This is a genomic window from Aeromonas sp. QDB25, from assembly GCF_027707725.1.
GTDB lineage: Bacteria > Pseudomonadota > Gammaproteobacteria > Enterobacterales > Aeromonadaceae > Aeromonas > Aeromonas caviae.
Genome location: NZ_JAPCIZ010000023.1, coordinates 17205 through 35203, shown reverse-complemented (window position 1 = coordinate 35203; position 17999 = coordinate 17205). Strand labels below are relative to the sequence as shown.

General features: G+C 63.8%; 15 protein-coding genes. 1 reads left to right on the top strand and 14 read right to left on the bottom strand.

The annotated features are described in order from the left end of the window. The first annotated feature begins 146 nt into the window (after nucleotides 1–146). Nucleotides 147–350, top strand: a complete 204-nt coding sequence (locus tag PG883_RS10340) for a hypothetical protein (protein WP_041212219.1) — start codon at nucleotides 147–149, stop codon at nucleotides 348–350. A 103-nt stretch (nucleotides 351–453) separates the two neighbouring features. Here PG883_RS10340 and tldD read toward each other — a convergent pair whose 3' ends face one another. The 14 genes from tldD to PG883_RS10270 form a co-directional block, all read right to left on the bottom strand. Continuing rightward, a complete protein-coding gene (gene tldD / locus PG883_RS10335) occupies nucleotides 454–1902 on the bottom strand; it encodes a metalloprotease TldD (protein WP_167292706.1) in 1449 nt (482 codons plus the stop codon). Between the two features lie 57 nt (nucleotides 1903–1959). After that, nucleotides 1960–2766, bottom strand: coding sequence for a carbon-nitrogen hydrolase family protein (locus PG883_RS10330; RefSeq protein ID WP_043154366.1), 807 nt, complete (start codon nucleotides 2764–2766; stop codon nucleotides 1960–1962). A 117-nt stretch (nucleotides 2767–2883) separates the two neighbouring features. Beyond that, the gene (locus PG883_RS10325) at nucleotides 2884–6786 is read right to left on the bottom strand and encodes a YhdP family protein (protein WP_167292705.1); all 3903 of its coding nucleotides are present in this window, start codon (nucleotides 6784–6786) and stop codon (nucleotides 2884–2886) included. Further along, on the bottom strand, nucleotides 6787–8256 hold the full coding sequence (gene rng, locus PG883_RS10320) for a ribonuclease G (RefSeq protein WP_039040432.1): 1470 nt from the start codon (nucleotides 8254–8256) through the stop codon (nucleotides 6787–6789). A 79-nt stretch (nucleotides 8257–8335) separates the two neighbouring features. Then, nucleotides 8336–8923 (bottom strand): Maf family protein, encoded by a 588-nt coding sequence (locus PG883_RS10315; RefSeq protein WP_010672636.1) that lies wholly within the window; start codon nucleotides 8921–8923, stop codon nucleotides 8336–8338. 52 nt (nucleotides 8924–8975) lie between these two features. Beyond that, nucleotides 8976–9461 (bottom strand): rod shape-determining protein MreD, encoded by a 486-nt coding sequence (mreD, locus tag PG883_RS10310; RefSeq protein WP_010672635.1) that lies wholly within the window; start codon nucleotides 9459–9461, stop codon nucleotides 8976–8978. Next, nucleotides 9461–10369, bottom strand: coding sequence for a rod shape-determining protein MreC (gene mreC / locus PG883_RS10305; protein WP_029313545.1), 909 nt, complete (start codon nucleotides 10367–10369; stop codon nucleotides 9461–9463). Before mreC ends, mreD begins: the two co-directional genes overlap by 1 nt. A 41-nt stretch (nucleotides 10370–10410) precedes the next feature. After that, nucleotides 10411–11451: a rod shape-determining protein gene (locus PG883_RS10300; RefSeq protein WP_005308111.1), complete on the bottom strand. Its 1041-nt coding sequence runs from the start codon at nucleotides 11449–11451 to the stop codon at nucleotides 10411–10413. 216 nt (nucleotides 11452–11667) lie between these two features. Beyond that, the gene (locus tag PG883_RS10295; protein WP_270807188.1) at nucleotides 11668–15099 is read right to left on the bottom strand and encodes a DUF6701 domain-containing protein; all 3432 of its coding nucleotides are present in this window, start codon (nucleotides 15097–15099) and stop codon (nucleotides 11668–11670) included. Continuing rightward, nucleotides 15096–15557, bottom strand: a complete 462-nt coding sequence (locus PG883_RS10290) for an MSHA biogenesis protein MshP (RefSeq protein ID WP_270807187.1) — start codon at nucleotides 15555–15557, stop codon at nucleotides 15096–15098. The genes PG883_RS10295 and PG883_RS10290 overlap by 4 nt, the downstream gene beginning before the upstream one ends. Further along, nucleotides 15547–16419, bottom strand: coding sequence for a PilW family protein (locus tag PG883_RS10285; RefSeq protein ID WP_270807186.1), 873 nt, complete (start codon nucleotides 16417–16419; stop codon nucleotides 15547–15549). Before PG883_RS10285 ends, PG883_RS10290 begins: the two co-directional genes overlap by 11 nt. Beyond that, a complete protein-coding gene (locus PG883_RS10280; RefSeq protein ID WP_270807185.1) occupies nucleotides 16419–16994 on the bottom strand; it encodes a type II secretion system protein in 576 nt (191 codons plus the stop codon). The genes PG883_RS10285 and PG883_RS10280 overlap by 1 nt, the downstream gene beginning before the upstream one ends. Continuing rightward, a complete protein-coding gene (locus tag PG883_RS10275) occupies nucleotides 16981–17460 on the bottom strand; it encodes a prepilin-type N-terminal cleavage/methylation domain-containing protein (protein WP_134997122.1) in 480 nt (159 codons plus the stop codon). Before PG883_RS10275 ends, PG883_RS10280 begins: the two co-directional genes overlap by 14 nt. Before the next feature lie 68 nt (nucleotides 17461–17528). Next, nucleotides 17529–17990: a prepilin-type N-terminal cleavage/methylation domain-containing protein gene (locus PG883_RS10270; RefSeq protein ID WP_134997123.1), complete on the bottom strand. Its 462-nt coding sequence runs from the start codon at nucleotides 17988–17990 to the stop codon at nucleotides 17529–17531. Between the last annotated feature and the right edge of the window lie 9 nt (nucleotides 17991–17999).

Below are 17999 nucleotides of genomic sequence, written 5' to 3'. Positions count from 1 at the left end.
CATTTTTCGTGCAAATCCCTCCTGATCTTGCGCCTGATCATATTGCCTTCATCTTGATGGGGTAGTCTGGTTTTTGTACAGGCAGGGTTCAGAAGGTTGCCGCTAGCGTGGCATGTGCTGACCCCATCACTTGAGGAGATATGCAAATGGAAAAGATGCTGACCGAGATTGGAAGCTACAGCCTGTTTCATGAGTATCTGAACGTGGTCGGTGCCGCCAGCCCCGCGCTGACCCGGATCAAGACAGGATGGGAGTTCAAGCGAAAGGATCGCCTGCTCGCCCAGATAAGGGTGGATGACCACGGCCACGCCCGCTTCTTCATCGACGCCCGCGCCATTTCGGTCAACTGACCCGAGCCCTTTCCCAGCCCCGGCGCCTGCCGGGGCTTTTTATTGCTTGCGCGTTCCAATAAAAACCCCGGCGCCGGGCCGGGGTTTACAAAGGTGTGTGACCTTACTGGGTGCCGCCCACGGTGAGCTGATCCAGCTTGAGGGTGGGCTGGCCGACGCCGACCGGCACGCTCTGCCCCTCCTTGCCGCAGACCCCGACCCCGCGATCCAGCGCGAGATCACGGCCCACCATGGAAACCTGGCTCATGGCCTCGGGGCCGTTGCCGATCAGGGTCGCCCCCTTGATGGGCGTGGTGATCTTGCCATCCTCGATGAGGTAGGCCTCGGAGGCGGAGAAGACGAACTTGCCGGAGGTGATGTCCACCTGGCCGCCACCGAAGTTGGGGGCGTAAATGCCCTTCTTCACCGAGGCGATGATCTCCGCCGGATCGTACTGACCCGCCAGCATGTAGGTGTTGGTCATGCGCGGCATCGGCAGGGCGGCGTAGGATTCGCGGCGGCCGTTGCCGGTGAGCGGTACCCCCATCAGGCGGGCATTCTGCTTGTCCTGCAGGTAACCCTTGAGAATGCCGTTCTCGATCAGCACGTTGTAGCCCCCCAGCGTCCCCTCGTCGTCGATGGAGACGGAGCCGCGCCGACCCGGCAGGGTGCCGTCATCGACGATGGTGCAGTGTTTGGAAGCCACCTGCTCGCCGATGCGCCCGGCAAAGGCGGAGGAGCCCTTGCGGTTGAAGTCCCCTTCCAGACCGTGACCCACAGCCTCGTGCAGCAGCACACCGGGCCAGCCGGCACCGAGCACCACCGGCATGGTGCCGGCCGGGGCGTCGATGGCCTCCAGGTTGACCAGGGCCTGGCGTACCGCTTCGCGCACATAGCCAAACGCCCGGCTCTCGAGCCCGTCCAGCTCGAGGAAATGGTCGTAACCGAAGCGGCCACCGCCCCCCGCGCTGCCGCGCTCACGGCGATCCCCCTTCTCGGCGATGACGGTCACCGAGAGGCGCACCAGGGGGCGCACGTCGGCGGCCAGGGTGCCATCGGTGGCGGCCACCAGGATCTCTTCATAGACCCCGCTGATAGAGGCCATCACCTGATTGATGGCGGGATCCAGGCTTCTGGCGAACTTGTCCATCTGCTCCAGCAGGGCAATTTTCTGCTGCTTGTCGAGAGTTTGCAGGGGATCCAGCGCCGGGTAGAGCAGGTTTGCTTCGGTGCGAGCCCACGCCTTTACCTTGCCGTGAGCACCGGCGGCGGCGATGCCGCGAGCGGCAGTCACCGACTGTTGCAGCGCCAGCAGGCTCAGCTCGTCCGAGTAGGCGAAACCGGTCTTCTCGCCGCTGACGGCGCGCACCCCCACCCCCTGATCGATGTTGTAGCTGCCATCCTTGACGATGCCGTCCTCCAGCATCCAGGACTCGTGCCAGCTGCGCTGGAAATAGAGGTCGCCGAACTCCACCTGATGGCTCATCAGGCTGCCGAGCAGCTGTTGCAGCCGCCCTTCGTCGAGATCGTTCGGGGCCAACAGGGAGGCACTAACCTGGCTCAGTAGACTCAAATCTTTCTCTCCACTCTCATGCGAGATGTCGTAACGGTTAAATGCACGGCCGCGGGCTCACAACAGGCGGGCGTGTTGCAGCACCGGCATGGTGCGTTTCAATTCATCGACCAGGGCCCCATCCAGCGGCGCCAGCACAGTGCCCTGCCCCGACGCCCGACAGGCCAGCACCCGGCCCCAGGGGTCGATCACCATGCTGTGGCCCCAGGTCTGACGCCCCGTCTCGTGGGTACCCCCCTGGTTGGCGGCCACCACGTAGCACTGGTTTTCGATGGCACGGGCCCGCAGCAGAGGCTCCCAGTGCGCCTCGCCGGTGACGGCGGTAAAGGCGGCAGGCACCAGCAGCACCCGGGCACCGGCCCGGGCCAACTGGCGGTACAGCTCGGGAAAGCGCAGATCATAACAGATAGAAAGGCCGAGGGGACCAAAGGGGGAGTCCACCAGCACAGGCTGATCACCCGGGCTGAAGGTCTCCGACTCCCGGTAGCGGCCGTGATTGTCCGCCACGTCCACGTCGAACAGGTGGATCTTGTGGTAATGCCCCTTGAGCTCGCCGTCGGGATCGAACACCAGGGTACTGGTGTGAATGTGGTCGGCACCGGCGATGGCGGTGGGCATGGCCCCGGCCACCAGCCAGATGCCGTGGGATTTGGCCCAATCAGAGAGTTGCTGCTGGATTGGGCCATTTCCCAATGGCTCTGCCCCGTCCAGATACCCCTGCCGCTCGCCAAAGAGGGCGAAGTTTTCCGGCAGCAGCACCAGCAAGGGGCGCTCCCCGGGCAGACTCGCCAGCTCGGCGGCGATCCGCTCCCGGTTATCCTGCCAGGTACGACCCGATATCAACTGCATGGCGGCTAGCCACATGACGCGCTCCTTCTGTTGGGCGAGCCGGTGACACAAGGCCTTCTCGGCTCGCGGGCAATATCCGCACTATGAGGGGTTTGGCGGCCGGGGGAAAGTCCCCCAGCCCGGTGCATGCCCTCAGCGCTGACCCGAGCCCTGATGCTTGGGATCGAGCAGGAAGGGGGTGACCTCCTTGGCGGGCAGGCCGGGCGCCACCGCATCCACCGCATCCTTCTGGTGCTGGTTGAGCTTGATGCGGGCGCGATCCCGCCCCGCCTCCACCAGCCTGGGGGCGTCCAGCGGGCCGGAGACCCGAAAATCGATGCGGGTCACCACGTCCACCACGGGCTCCAGCAGCTTGGAGAGGGCCAGCACATAGAGCCCGGTGATGGGGGTCAGCGAGAAGGCCGCCACCACCGGCAGGGTACCCCCCAGGTTCGGGGAGAAGCTCAGATCAAAGTCGAGCCGCCAGCGCACCAGATCCGCGATGCCCTTGCCCCGCAGGTTGCCCGCGGCCCCCTTCATGTAGAAGTCGTTGTTCTCCACCACCCCCTGATTGACCTTGGCGGAGGCGGACATGGACTCGAAATAGAAGCCCTTGTCGAATACATCGCGAAAATCGAGGCGCAGCTTGCGCATCAGGGAGTCGAGGCTCAGCAGGGAGAGCAGCCGGGCCCCCTTGTCGTTGACCTCCCGCAGGGTGCCTCCCTCCAGCTGGTAGTCGGCGCTGCCCGCCAGAGTCGGCAGGCTCAGGCGGTAGGGCACGTCACGCCAGTTCAGATCCAGCGCCAGCTTGCCCGGGGCATCCCCGATGGGCGAGGTGTAGCCGAGCCGCTTGAGCAGCAGCTCGCTGTTGCGGGTCTCGAGGTTCACCCTGGCACGGGTCTGCATCTGGCTGCCACGGGCCAGCCACTCGGCGCTGCCGCGCAGGGTGCTGCCCGCCAGGCGCATCTCCAGTCCTTTGAGATCCAGCCGGTTGGCCCCGGGCAGCAGCTCCCCCTTCACCTCACCCAGGGGCAGCTCGCCGAAGCGGCAATCCACGCAGCTGAAGGTGAGCCAGGGAATGGCATTCATGATGGCCCTGTCCTGGCGCTCATCGGGATCCGGGCTGAGATCGGTCCCCTTGCCGGACCAGTAGATGCGGGCAAACTTGGCATCGATGGGGCGCCCATCGGCCACCGGCACCCGCACCACCCCCATCACGTCGGGGCTGTCGATCATCACCTCGGTGGCCTGGTTCACCGGCCCCAGGGTGAAGTGCACCGCCTTGAGGCTGGCACTGCCGATGTCGGCACGGGCCAGCTGGCCATCCACCCACCACTCCTGGGGCAAGAAAGCGGGGCCCACCACCGCATTGCCCTGCGTCGCCTGCGCCTTGGCCGGCAGCCACTGCTTGAGACGGGCCAACCAGCCGGCCACGTCCGCCTGCTGCTGGTTGATGGCGAGCAGCATGGGCTTGTCCTGCATCACCCGCGCCCCGGGCTGGCCGATGTTGACCCGCACCCGGCTGAGATAGGGCACGCCGTCGCCGTACACCAGGCGGCTCTGCATGTCGATGTCCACCCCCAGCACGGCGCGGATGTCGGCGCTGCCATCCCGCCCACGGGCCGTCACCTTGAGGGGCAGCCGGGTACCCGCCGCCTTGGTCAGGGGCACGGGCAGATCCAGCCCCATGCCCTGCAGGTTGGAGTCCAGCGCCAGCTGGAAGCTGAACGCCTTGTTCTCGGGCAGGGTCAGCCCCAGGGTACCCGACCAGTTGCTGCGCCCCTGGAGCATCTCGAGGGCCGGTATGTCCCGGCGCTGGCGGCGGCTGTCCCACTGCCCCTGGAACTTGAGGTCGGCCTGATAGCCGTGGGGCAGTTGCCGCCCCTGATAATCCAGGGTCAGCGGCTGGTTCCACAGGCTGGCCTTGAGGTTGTGAATGCGCGTCTGCTCGTTGTCATACTCGAGCGTCCCTGCGACCCCGTCGAGGGGCAGGTCCAGGGAGGCGATCCTCACCTTGTTGTCCTTGAAGCTGGCTTCCCCGCTAGCCTTGACCTCCCCCTCGCCATCCAGCGGTATGTCGAGCTTCACCGTGCCCTTCATGGGGCCGCGGATCTCCACCTCCCGCAGCGCCTGACCGACGGATCCCCCCAGCGGCGAGTCCTGCAAATAGTCGCTGATGGCCTTGCCCTCGCCCTCAACCCTGGCATCCACGTAGAGGTGAGCCCCCGGATAGAGGTCCGGGATCCAAGCGTGCACCGAGTCGGAGCTGGCCTTGCCGAGCTGGGTGGCGCGGCTGTTCATGTCGAGGCTGGCGTTCTGGAACAGCAGATCGATCTGCAGGTCGGTCAGCGGCTGCCAGCCCGGGAAAAACTCGTAGGTGGCCTGTTGCAGCGGCACCGCCACCTGGAAGACGCCCTTGCCGTTGTCGTAGGGGAAGTCACGGAATTCGCCGTACCAGAGCAGGTCTGCACCCTTGGCCTTGCCCCCCTTGATGGCGCCGCTCAGGTAGCTCACCAGCCCCTCATCCATCACCGCCAGGGGGTAGTAGCGATCCGCATGGGCCGCGTTCTTGACGTCGATCCGCCCGGTCAGGGCGAGGAAGGGGTGCTCGAACAGCTCGAGGCGAAACCGGCTGGCGAGGCGCAGATCCGGGTTGTCCAGGGCAATGTCCTGGCCATAGAGCACCCAGCCTTGCGGCGCCCGCCACCAGTCGAGGGCCGCACTCAGGCTGTCCACCGGGATGGGTTCCTTGAAGTGGCGGGCCGGATCCACCTTGCCCTTGCCCAGGGTCAGGCGGGCACGCCCCCCGTTCGGGGTCAGCCAGAAGTCACCGTCCAGCTTTTGCAGACCGGGCACATCGTGCCAGGCCCGGGTCCCGAAGCCGCGCAGTTGCCCCTGCAGAGAGAGCCCCTGCCAGTCCCCGTCGGCTTGCAGGACCAGCTCCTGCAACTGGCCCCTTGGCCGGGTGCGCTTGAGGGTCTCGGTCAGCTCGGGATAGAGGCCGGAGACCAGCTGGCTCAGGTTGGCAATCTGGTCGAGATCGATGGCGGGCACATAACCCTGGATGCGTGAGCCGATGCGCTCGAGCTGCAGGCGGCTGTGCAGCCAGGTGGCGCCATCGAGCTTGAAGGTGACGTCGTGGCTGGCGAGCTGCCACGCCTCGCCGTCCCGGCGCAGCTGGATCTTGCCCCCCTGCAGGTCGAGGCGGTGCGGCTCCCCCTTGATCTCGTCTTTCCAGATCAGGTGGTTGTTGCCAAAGGCCAGCAGGGAGTTGCCGAGCCTGCCCTTCTCGAACTCGCTCCAGAGCTGGAAGTCGAGCTGGCCGCTCACCGGCGGCGCGCCGGCGTGGATCCGGGCCAGCATGGGGCTGATGTCCAGCTCGCTGGCCCCCAGATAGAGCTGGCCCTTGAGGCGGTCGAGCCGCACCTCGGGGGCATCCACATCGATGATGAGGTCCAGGGTGCTCTCCCCCACCCCGTTGATGAGATAGGCCTTGCCGACCCCCTGATGTCGCTTGCCACGGTTCTGCCAGCGCAACTGGGCGATGTCGAGGGCGCGCACCTCCCCCAGTGCCGTGGTGAGGCTCAGGCGAGTGTCGTGAATGTCGAAGGTGGAGAGCTGGGTCAGCAGGAAGCGCAGCAGGGCCTCCTGCTGGTTCGCGCTCTTCCCGCTGACGGGGGTGGCGGGCTGGGTCATGTCCAGCGCGATGTTGCCGTCGCTCAGGATCAACTGGCCAAACACCGGTCTGAGTTCGTTGAGGGAGCGCCAGAAGTCGAGGTGGGCCCACACCTTGCCAAGGCGCAGGGAGAAACGCCCCGAATCGGGGGCGATGGCCAGTCCTTCCAGCCCGATGGCCGGGCCGCGGGGAGTCCAGTCCAGCCCGACGTGATCCACGCTCACCTCGAGCTGGCTCTCCCCGAGCAGAGTCCCTATCACGGCCGCCCGGTGCTGGTTGAGCAAGGGGCCGCCCAGTCGTACGACGCTGACCAGAACGGCCAGCAGCACGAAGAAGACTCCGAGGGCCAACCAGCCCCGACTCAGCCAGCGGTAGACCAATTACATCATCACCACATCGAACTGTTCCTGCCCACAGAGCGGCTCGGAGACCACCCTGACCTGCTTGCCGATGAAGACTTCCAGCTCCGCCAGACTGTGGGACTCCTCCCCCCGCAGGTAATCGGCCACCGAAGGAGCCGCATAGACGGTGAACTGATCCGCGTCGTAGGCGCGGTTGACCCGGATGATCTCCCGCAGGATCTCGAAGCAGACCGACTCCACCGTCTTGACCCGGCCGCGCCCCTTGCACTCGGGGCACTCGGCGCAGAGCACGTGCTCCAGGCTCTCCCGGGTGCGCTTGCGGGTCATCTCCACCAGCCCGAGCTGGGAGAAACCGTTGACGTTGGTCTTGGCCCTGTCCTTGGCAAGCGCCAGCTCCAGGCTGTGCAGCACCCGGCGGCGGTGATCCTCGGACTGCATGTCGATGAAGTCGATGATGATGATGCCGCCGAGGTTGCGCAGGCGCAGGTGACGGGCGATGGCGGCGGTGGCCTCGACGTTGGTGTTGAAGATGGTCTCTTCCAGATTGCGATGGCCGACGAAGGCGCCGGTGTTGATGTCCACCGTGGTCATGGCTTCGGTCTGATCGATGATGAGGTAGCCGCCGGATTTCAGCTCCACCTTGCGCTCCAGGGCGCGCTGGATCTCGTTCTCCACGTCGTAGAGATCGAAGATCGGCGACTCGCCGGAGTAGTACTCCAGCTTGTTGGCCAGCTCGGGCACGTACTCCTCGGTGAAGCGCTTGAGCTGATCGAAGCTCTGGCGCGAGTCGACCCGGATCTTGTCGAGCTCGGCACCGACGAAGTCACGCACCACCCTGAACGCCAGGCTGGGATCCTCGTAGAGGATCTTGCAGGGGGGATACTTCTGCTTGCGCTCGAGGATCTTGCGCCACAGGCGCTTCAAGAAGGCGGCGTCCTGCTCCAACTCCTGCTCCCCCACCCCTTCGGCGGCGGTGCGGATGATGTAGCCGCCCAGTTCGTCCACATAGCCGGCCACGGTGCGCTTGAGGCGCTCGCGCTCCGCCTCGGATTCGATGCGCTGGGAGACCCCCACGTGGGCACTGCCCGGCATGAAGACCAGATAACGGGATGGCAGGGTGATGTCGGTGGTGAGGCGAGCCCCCTTGGTACCGAGCGGGTCTTTGACCACCTGTACCATGATGTCCTGCCCCTGGCGCACCAGTTCGGCGATGTTGCCGGCCTGGAACTGCTCCTTCTCCTTGATCGCCACGCACTCGGTATGGGGGACGATGTCGGAGGCGTGCAGGAAGGCGGCCTTGTCCATGCCGATGTCGACGAAGGCGGCCTGCATGCCGGGCAGCACGCGGCTGATCTTTCCCTTGTAGATGTTGCCCACGATGCCGCGCTTGGCCTGACGCTCCACATGCACTTCCTGCAGCAGACCGTTCTCGACCAGGGCGACCCGGGTTTCGGAGGGGGTGACGTTTACCAGCAGTTCTACCGACATAAGTTACCTTGCCTTTCTAGTTTTGAATTCTGGCACGACGAACAACGGGTAACTCAGCAGCGCACTGCTGACGAGAGGATTACCGGGTCTGCTCGAGGTGCTGCTTGATCAACAGGTCCGTCTCCAGCAGGGGCAGGCCGACCACGGCACTGTAGCTCCCCTCGAGGCGACTGACGAATTTGCCGGCAATGCCCTGGATAGCGTAGGCGCCCGCCTTGTCGCACGGCTCGCCGGTGCGCCAGTAGGCTTCGATCTCGGCCTCGTCCAGCTTGCGAAACGCCACGTTGGTGGTGACCAGCCGCACATCGCACCGCTCCGGGGTGGCCAGGGCCACCGCCGTCATCACCTGGTGTACCCGCCCGGAGAGGGCTTCCAGCATGTCCTTGGCGTCCAGCAGGTCGGAGGGTTTCTCCAGCACCCGCTCCCCCAGCACCACTATGGTGTCGGCCCCCAGCACAGGCAGCGCCGTGGGCGCCGCGGCCACACCGGCCATCGCCTTGTCGCGGGCCAGCCGGCAAACGTAATCCTGGGGCTTCTCACCGTCGTTGCGCAGCTCCGGCACATCCAGCTTGAGGACCTCGAAACGGTAGCCCAGGCGGGTCAGAAGCTCGTGCCGGCGGGGGGAGCCCGAGGCGAGATAGAGTTGCAGTTCGTTGTGCTTGTTCATACTTCACTCAATGAGACGATGCGCAGTTACAATGCGTTGTTTTTATTCACATTCACTTGATATTGAAGCGACGCCGCACCTTGCGCAAGACCATAAAAATCCAGGGCCATATTAACATCGTCGTCAACGTCGACCAAAAGTAGGCGAAGTTGAGGCTGGCCCGGCTGAACAGATGCTCCGCCCAGAACACGGTGATCTTCCCCACCAGGGAGAGCAGACCGATGATCAGCGCCTGCTGCCAGAGGGAGAAGTTGCGGATCTTCTGGAACTGGAAGGCCGCCAGGTAGGTGGTGATGGCCATGGCCATGGCCCGCACGCCGAGGGTGCTGCCGAGCAGCACGTCCAGCAGCAGGCCCGCCACCCAGGCGGTGCCGACGTTGGTCCGGTGCGGCAGCGCCAGCGCCCAGTAGATGAGCACCATGGCGAGCCAGTCCGGACGGAAGGGTTCGAATTGAAAGGGAAGCGGCAGGATGGAGAGGCACAGGGCCAGCAGGATCGAACACCAGATCCAGATCCTGCCGCTGGCGGGTTGCAGCATCAGCGCGTCGCCCCCGCCGCCGAGGTTGCCGTGGCCGCCGAGGCGCTCGCCGCAGGCTCAAGGGCATCCTTGTCGTGTACTTCCGGTTTCTTGTCGGTCCACAGCAGCAGCAGGTAGCGCAGACGGTCCAGCGCCACCAGGGGCTTGGCCTCGATCTGGGCGAAGGGCTTGCCCTCCACGTAGTCGGAGCGGGTCACGGTCGCCACCGGATAACCTTCCGGGAAGCGGCCGCCCAGGCCCGAGGTGACCAGCAGATCGCCGACCTGGACGTCGGTGTTGCGGGGCAGGTTGCGCAGCTCCAGCTTGTCCAGCTCGCCGCTGCCGGAGGCGATGGCGCGCAAGTCGTTGCGCAGCACCCGCACCGGGATGCCGTGGCTGGAGTCGGTGATGAGCAGGACGCGACTGGTGGTGGAGCCCACGTGGAGCACCTGACCGACCACCCCCTGATCGTTGATCACCGGCTGGCCGTTGTAGACGCCATCCAGCGCCCCCTTGTTGATCAGCACCTGATGGCTGAAGGGGTCGGAATCCACCGACAGCAGCTCGGCCACCATCTTGCGGGACTCCTTGTGTACCGGCGACCCCAGCAGCTCGCGCAGACGCTGGTTCTCGTGCTCCAGCTGATCCATCTTGAGCAGGCGCGAGCGCAGGGTGAACAGTTGCTGCTCCTGCTGCTTGGTCTGCTCGATGAGATCGGCGCGGGTCTGCACCTGGGTCGACATGGTGTCGAGCAGGGTGCCGGGGGCGTTGGCAATGTATTGCAGCGGGCTCACCAGGGAGCTCAGATAAACGCGGACATGGCTGAACACACCGAAGCGGGAATCCGCGACGATGGCAGCGACAGAGATGATGACGGCGAGAAACAACCGTAACTGAAGCGAAGGGCCTCTACCGAAGATGGGTTTCATGAGTCGTCAAAAAAGAGCCGGCGCTCGGCCGGCTTTGGGTCTTATTCGTAGTGGAACAGATCGCCACCGTGCATATCGATCAGCTCCAGCGCCTTGCCACCGCCACGGGCGACACAGGTGAGGGGATCTTCAGCCACGACGACCGGGATGCCGGTCTCTTCCATCAGCAGACGGTCGATGTCTTTGAGCAGGGCGCCACCACCGGTCAGCACCATGCCGCGCTCGGAGATGTCGGACGCCAGCTCGGGCGGGGATTGCTCCAGGGCCACCATGACGGCGGAGACGATGCCGGAGAGTGGCTCTTGCAGCGCTTCCAGGATCTCGTTGGAGTTCAGGGTGAAGCTGCGGGGCACACCCTCGGCCAGGTTGCGACCGCGCACTTCGATCTCGCGCACCTCTTCGCCCGGATAGGCGGAGCCGATCTCGTGCTTGATGCGCTCGGCGGTGGCTTCCCCGATCAGGCTGCCGTAGTTGCGACGGACGTAGCTGATGATGGCTTCGTCGAACTTGTCGCCACCGATACGGACGGACTGGGAGTAGACCACGCCGTTCAGGGAGATGATGGCCACTTCGGTGGTACCGCCACCGATGTCCACCACCATGGAACCGGTCGCTTCGGAGACCGGCAGGCCGGCACCGATGGCGGCAGCCATGGGTTCATCGATCAGGTAAACCTCGCGGGCGCCGGCGCCCAGAGCGGATTCCTTGATGGCGCGACGTTCCACCTGGGTGGAGCCGCAGGGTACGCACACCAGCACGCGCGGGCTGGGGCGGAAATAGTTGTTGTCGTGAACCTGTTTGATGAAGTGCTGCAGCATCTTCTCGGTCACGTAGAAATCGGCGATCACGCCGTCTTTCATCGGGCGAATGGCAGAGATGTTACCAGGGGTACGACCCAGCATCTGCTTGGCGGCATGACCGACAGCAGCGACCGATTTGGCGTTCCCGCGCTCTTGGCGAATGGCGACAACTGAGGGTTCGTTAAGGACGATCCCTTGATCTTTTACATAGATCAGGGTGTTGGCAGTTCCCAAGTCGATCGACAGATCGTTGGAAAAGACGCCTCTGAGCTTTTTGAACATGGCTACGGGAAATCCTAAGAATTTGGAGGTGCAGAAAACCGGCTAACTTTACCAATGCCCACCCCAATGGGCAAGCGCTCAAACTGTCGCCAATCAATCAGGCGCGACAAAAATGCGAGTCATCACTCACCCGCTCAGGCCGACAAACACTACGAAACAAGGAGATAAGACGCCACTGTACAGCAATGCGTCTATCTCCCCGTGTCAGCCCGGGTGTCAGGGCATCACTTCGCGGCGATAAATAATTCTGTCATTACCCCGATCCCGGCCAAAAATGGCCATGCCCTCCAGACTGTTTGGGTCAGACAACCAGAGCGGACGCCGTCCAGGTTGCTGCTCTGACTCCGGTTGCTTGCTCAGATCGATCTTGAACGGAATGCGCACCGCCCTGTCCGGGGCAGCGAACTGTATGGAGATGACACCATCCTTCGCGCTCGCCACCATGGCGCCAGGGGCAACCGGGCCAAGACCGAGCCGGATCCGGGTGTTGCCATCCAGAACCAGCTCGCCGCTTCCCTCATCGAAACTCTGGCTGCCATCGGTGAACTCGATGCCCCCATCTTGCAAGGAGAGGCGGGTACATTGATCCGCTAGCATGGCATGCCAGGCGCCCGCCTCGTGATATTGCAGTTGCAGCGGCACCGCCAGCCCGGCCGTGGCTACCCCTTGGCGGGTGCCTGCCTGCACCCGGCCGAAGTAGGCTTCCATGGGCACGTCATCGATCAGCCTGGCATTGCAGCCGGCGCCACTGCATGACCCCGGCTGCCCGTCGTTGAAGTCGGGATTGGCGATCAGGGTCTGCTCACCATCGTTGTCCTTCATATAAAGGCCAAACGACAGGGCCCGGTAGGGGCCGTCTGGCTGGCCATCGGAGCGGCGCACAAACTCGGTCGGCCCGTTGAAGTCGGCCTCCCCTTCCACCCAGGGCAACGGCCCCAGGCTGCGCAGCCGGGCGGAGAGCGACACCCCGTCCCTGTTGTTGGCCGCGCTCAGGTAGGCATCCCCCTTGGCAAACGCCTCCCTGTAGTTCAGGGTGGTCTCGCCAAACTGATTGCGGGCCTGGATCTGCAACTCCGCCAGGAAGGGTTGCCCCATATAGGAAAACGCATCACAGGCGGGGACTATGTTGCCGCTCACCAGGTTGAAGTCCACCGGAATAAAGCGCCCCACAGGCACGCTGCTGGCGGCGGGTATGGTGTAGCCAAAGTAACCCAAGGTCGGCGGGGTCGCCGTCATCCGGAAGACCCCGACCTCGTTGACCGACTGGCCGACGGGGTTGAGGTTGTTGCTGCCTTTCGCGTTTGAGTGGTCATAACTGGCCGTACCGACCACCGCCTCTTCCCCTGGTTTGGGTGCCACCAGCTCGCTGCCCAGCGCAATATTGGCCAGCGCGAAGTTGGGGGTCGCCAGATTGCCGCTGCAAAAATCGGTGTCACCATCGACCTGCCAGGCCACGCCCGCGATATTCAGCTGGAATGCTTCACCGGTCTTCTTGAACACCGGACAACTGGCATCCCCTGCCGCGCAGGCCCCCTGAGTTGGCGTGATGCAGAGCCCGGCCGGGCGGCTCACGAACAGATCCGAGCCCGTCATCACCAGACCCGCGGTATCGCCGCTGCCATCGTGGCGGGCATTGAGCCGCATCTGGCCCGCATCCGGGTAGTTCACTCGCTTCAGCGTCGCCTTGCCCTGGCTGTCGAAGTTCACGTTGATGACAGTGCCCGCCGGCGAAGCCACATTGGCGGCATAAGTCGAGACAGGATTGCCATCTATCCGGATCTGACTGCCAAATGCATTGGCATTGGGGGTGACATAAGACCCCCAGAAGCTGACCGGCTTGCTCACGCCGGCGAAGCCGGGGACGCACTGCTTGGTCGCATCGTCTTTCTTGACGGCGTTGATCACCACATCCTGCGGCTTGTTGGCCAGGGTATCCGGCACGTTGAACAGGAAACCGCTGTCGGCAAAGCTCAGGGTACAGGCGGCGGTGCTCAGGGCGCCGCTGCCCGCCTGGCACAGGGTCGGGTGCTGGAATGCTGGCGTCGAGCTGGCCACGCCCATGGTCACCGTGCCCGCCGTGTTGTTGTGCAGCCGGGCCGTGGTCGAGCCCCCGCTGAAGGTCAGCTGATTGCCCCCCACCCAACCATTGCTGGCGGTGTCTGGGGTGAGGCTAAGGGTCACGCTGACCTGCTCGGTGACGAGCCGGGAACAGCTCGCATCGGCACAGGCCTTGATGACCACAGTCTCGGGGTTGCAGGTGAGCGCCTGGCCGGAGTGGGTCAACTCGAAGTGATCGAGTTGACTCCCCCCCGAGCCCCCGCCACAGGTGGTGCCACCGAGATCGACCTTGTCGACGGCATCCTGATCGAATTCGTAGTCGCCGTTCCCGCCGATGTCGATGTTGCCGCCAGCCGCCAGCGCCCCGTCGATGGTTGCGTTGCCGGTCATACTGACATTGCCCGCCACATAGACGACGGCATTGATCTTGTTCTGCCCGGCTATCCGGAGATCCCCCTTCACATAGATAAAGAGATTCTCTGGCGGATTGCTGGGATTGAGCTCGGCGTTATTGAGATCGAGGTTGTTGAAGTAGAGCCGTGCCGTCACCCCGGTGGCGATGATCTCGGCCTGGTTGCTGATGCTGCCGTCGTCGAAGTCGTGATCCCCGGGCCCGAAGCTGTTGCCGCTGTGGCCGGTACAGCTGGTGCCCCCCCCCTGCTTTCTGCACACCAGATCCCCGAGGGGGGGCACCAGCACCCCGGGCGGCGGCGTCATGATGGCCCCCTCCGTCGGGGGATCGGTAAAGATGTCTTTGCAGGTGGGCGTCAGGGCTCCGCCGTCGTAGATGACCTTGCTACTGCCCAACATGTCGATATTACTCGCACTGAGCCGCCCTCTGAGCTCGGCATTCTCCTGCAGGGTTGCTTTGCCCTCGACATAGTAGCTGCCTTGTATCTTGGCCGAGCTTCTCACCGCCAGGTCTTTGGTGACGTAGACATCCAGCGCACTGCTCCCCGTGAACTGGGAGCCGTTTTGAATCGTCAGATTGCCATTGACGTAAAACTTGGTGGTACCACTTCCCACGAGCGTGATACGTCCCATGCTGAGATCGATATCTCCATCGATGATGTAGGTCTTGCCAGCCTTGAGCGTCATGCTTCCATTATTGAAAAATCGAATCCCCTTCAGCACATAGGTGGAATACTGATCGGAGACTGTGAGGTTTCCCCCGTTGACCTCCACCGAACCTATATCCCAACGACCAGCATCGACACGACGCCCATAACCCGCCGTTGTACCTAGCATCACGTTGGGGTTGGTCCAGGATGCCACCGTATAGTTACTCGGATCTGTACTCGTCATCATGGTCGGTCTGGTACCAATCTGACTGGCAACCCCCGTGATCTGGCACTTGCCGCTGCCACACGCCTGGTTGCTCATTTCATATTCATAGCCGCGTACCTGTCTGAAACAGACATCAAGGCTGTTGTAATTCTCCACCCTGGCACCGGTCTGCATATAGAGTGTGCCAGCCTTGGCGAAGCTCTGTATCGGCCCAGGGAAGATGCTGTTGCAGTTCAAGGTAGCCCAAGCCGATTGGGCCCCCAGCAAGAGCAGGAAACAACAGGCACGAAACAACTGCTTCATGGGAGTGCTCCATCGAAAGCTTCCGCCACCAGGGTGCGGCTGACGGCAAAGTCCGGGTTGGGGCCACTGTTGGCCCCGGGATCACCACAGCGCCCTTCGCTGCTGAAGCGATAACCAGTCTGGGTCGCGCCGGCCACGCTCACCGTCAGCTTGGTGCAGCTGACACTGGCCTGGCAGCCCGCCAGCCCAACCTCGGTGAAAGTGAATGTCAGGGGGCCGCAGGCTTGCCCCTGCCACTGGCCGCTCGGGTAGAGCCGGTACAGGGCAATCTCCAACCCGCTCTGGGCCGCCATCAGGGCACGCACCCCGCGCACCTCCACCCCGTGCTTCTCGCCGCTGTCCACCAGGAAGCGGCCCATGGCCGCCGCCAGCAGGGCCATGATGACGACGACAAAGAGCGCGACCATGATGGCGCTGCCGCGCTGGTGCACCAGCCTGCGGGGGGGCCTAGGGAACATTGAGCGTCTCCAGCTTGTGGTTGAAGAGGACGCGCTCGCCGCGCTGCTCGAACTCCATCCGCAGTCCCACCTCGCTCTGGCTGAAGGCGGCGGGCTCCCGGTAGAAGTAATAGGACGCGGGGCGGATATGCTCGGCCATCAGGGCCGAAGTGCCAAGGCTGATGTCAGCACCGATGGCGGCGCTGACCCGGGTCAGGGTGGCATTCGTCACGCAGTAACGCACCTGCTGACGGGCAAAATAGATGCGCTGCCCGGGGGACTCCTTGGCGAAGGTGCCATCCACCGTCAGCGGCAAGGCCCCCGAGACCGGGCTCCCCACCGAGGTGACGGCGGCCACGCAGTTGCCATGGAGACACCCCTGATCCAGGCCGAGTGCCGGATCGGCGAGAGGATAGACGATGGCCTGGTCCTTCTCTCGCGGCAGCGCGTCCGGCACCGCTATGTTGAGCCCGGCGCTGGCCACTGAGCCCAGATAGCGGCTGGCGGTGGCGATGGGCCAGAAGCGCAGGCAGGTCCCCTGATCCGCCCCCTTGCCCGCCTCATCCTCGATGCGCACCGAACCGGGGACCGCATCGCGCAGCTCGCGGTTGAGCCGCTCCAGGGCGAAGCGGGCATCGCTCATCAGCTGCTCGCGGCGGCTGGCATCCCCGTAAATCTGGGTACCGATGCCGATAAACTGGCTGGAGAAGGTCGCCATCACCCCGAGCAGCAGGATCACCATCACCAGTTCCACCAGGGTGAAGCCCCGCCCCCGCCCAGGTTGGGCGCAGGCTCGATGAGCGAAGCCTGATCGGACGCGGTAACGGGGTGTGGTCACAGCTGCGTCATCGAACGCGGCATCATGGGAGTGCGGCTGGTCCATCAGTAGTTCCCCCGATAGAGGGCAAACGCCAGCTCGCTCTCATCCGGCAGACGCACTGTCAGGGCGACGCGCTTGCCGATAGACTCGGCCCCTGGCCCGGTGCTGCCAAACAGGGTATCCGGGGTGACGGCGATCCTGATCTGATAGTGGCGATACTCCTGGTCGCTGACGCCCTCGGCATCCGTCTGGGTAAACAGGTTGGCGTCCACCCAGTGACCCCCGGTGTCGAAATCGTCCACGTCGTTGAAGGCATAGGGGCGGGTCTCGCCCCCCTCCGGGCCGTAGTCGGCGCTGGCGGTGCAGGGGGGATAGGTCACCGCAGGGGTGCCGACGGTCTCGCCGCAGCGAAAACGGCCGCCGTTGTGATCCGAGTGCTCATCGAAGGATTTTTGCAGCACCTCGCTTAAGATCCGCTGGACCAGCTGGGCGGCCCGTACCTGCTGCACCGGATCCACCGCCTGGGGTGCCTGATTGATGAGAAGCCCCAGGACGCCGGTCAGGGCGATGGCCAGCAGCACAATGCCGACCACGAACTCGATCAGGGTGAAGCCGCGCCGGGCCTTAAGGGAGGGCATGGATATAACCTTCCGGCTCGATGCGCAGCCGGGCGCTCTCCTGCCCGCTGCTCACCACCAGGTTGCAGCCATTGATGCAGGTTGAGGGTGAGAGCGGACGACCGCTGCGCTTGTCGAAAGAAAAGCTGCCTTGAGGCAGGGAGAGGCCGCCGGAGGCGGTGATGACTCGCCCCCGGCTCTGCTCGTCCGCACTCCAGCCGGAGATGGGCTTGGGGGTACAGCTGCCAAGCAGGGTCAGATGACCGAAGCCGCTCGGCTCCAGTACCAGCTGGGTGCAACGCGCCTCCCCTTCCTGCATGTTCATGGTCTGCACCAGCCGCAACCGGGCCACCAGCTCATCGCGCAGGGTATGGGTTTCAAAGCCGCCTTTGCCCAGCCACTTGGGCACGGCAAAGGCGGCCAGAATCCCGAGTAACAGGATCACTACCACCAGTTCAATCAGGGTGAAACCCTTGGTTGTCGTCATTCACGCTCTCATCGGGAATATCAGGGATAAAGAAAAAGCGAGGCCGAAGCCTCGCCTTACTCTGCTATTTAGTCACAGTTGTCGCCAGTTACTGCAACCTTGAATGCTTCACCTTCAGCCTGGGCCTCTTGGTAAGTAACCGTACAGCTGTTGGCTTGGTCGGACGTGAATTCAGCTGCAGCAGTACCATTCCCCTCTTTGCTCAGGGTCCAGCCTCCATCCAGAGAAACCATCATGCCAATGCCAGCGGATGTAGCTTGAGGATAACCAAAAGCTATGGTGGCATGACCGGTGCCTACGGCAACAGAAGCACCTTCGGTACGATCCATCTTTTCTGTTCCATCGATCGCCGAGCGACTAAAGGCCAGCTGGGCTCCACTCTTCACAGCTGCCGCTACACCTTGGGCTGCTGCCTTATTGGCATCATCCTGCAGATTCAGGAACTTGGGCGCGGCGGTGACCGCCAGAATGCCCAGGATGATGATGACAATCACCAGTTCGATCAGGGTAAAACCCGCTTGCTTCTTCATTACGTTTTC

Bases quoted from the DNA above. Each gene is read 5' to 3' on its own strand.
- PG883_RS10340 (WP_041212219.1), top strand. From the start codon at position 147: ATGGAAAAGATGCTGACCGAGATTGGAAGCTACAGCCTGTTTCATGAG.
- PG883_RS10330 (WP_043154366.1), bottom strand. From the start codon at position 2,766: ATGTGGCTAGCCGCCATGCAGTTGATATCGGGTCGTACCTGGCAGGAT.
- rng (WP_039040432.1), bottom strand. From the start codon at position 8,256: ATGTCGGTAGAACTGCTGGTAAACGTCACCCCCTCCGAAACCCGGGTC.
- PG883_RS10315 (WP_010672636.1), bottom strand. From the start codon at position 8,923: ATGAACAAGCACAACGAACTGCAACTCTATCTCGCCTCGGGCTCCCCC.
- mreD (WP_010672635.1), bottom strand. From the start codon at position 9,461: ATGCTGCAACCCGCCAGCGGCAGGATCTGGATCTGGTGTTCGATCCTG.
- mreC (WP_029313545.1), bottom strand. From the start codon at position 10,369: ATGAAACCCATCTTCGGTAGAGGCCCTTCGCTTCAGTTACGGTTGTTT.
- PG883_RS10300 (WP_005308111.1), bottom strand. From the start codon at position 11,451: ATGTTCAAAAAGCTCAGAGGCGTCTTTTCCAACGATCTGTCGATCGAC.
- PG883_RS10295 (WP_270807188.1), bottom strand. From the start codon at position 15,099: ATGAAGCAGTTGTTTCGTGCCTGTTGTTTCCTGCTCTTGCTGGGGGCC.
- PG883_RS10290 (WP_270807187.1), bottom strand. From the start codon at position 15,557: ATGTTCCCTAGGCCCCCCCGCAGGCTGGTGCACCAGCGCGGCAGCGCC.
- PG883_RS10285 (WP_270807186.1), bottom strand. From the start codon at position 16,419: ATGGACCAGCCGCACTCCCATGATGCCGCGTTCGATGACGCAGCTGTG.
- PG883_RS10280 (WP_270807185.1), bottom strand. From the start codon at position 16,994: ATGCCCTCCCTTAAGGCCCGGCGCGGCTTCACCCTGATCGAGTTCGTG.
- PG883_RS10275 (WP_134997122.1), bottom strand. From the start codon at position 17,460: ATGACGACAACCAAGGGTTTCACCCTGATTGAACTGGTGGTAGTGATC.
- PG883_RS10270 (WP_134997123.1), bottom strand. From the start codon at position 17,990: ATGAAGAAGCAAGCGGGTTTTACCCTGATCGAACTGGTGATTGTCATC.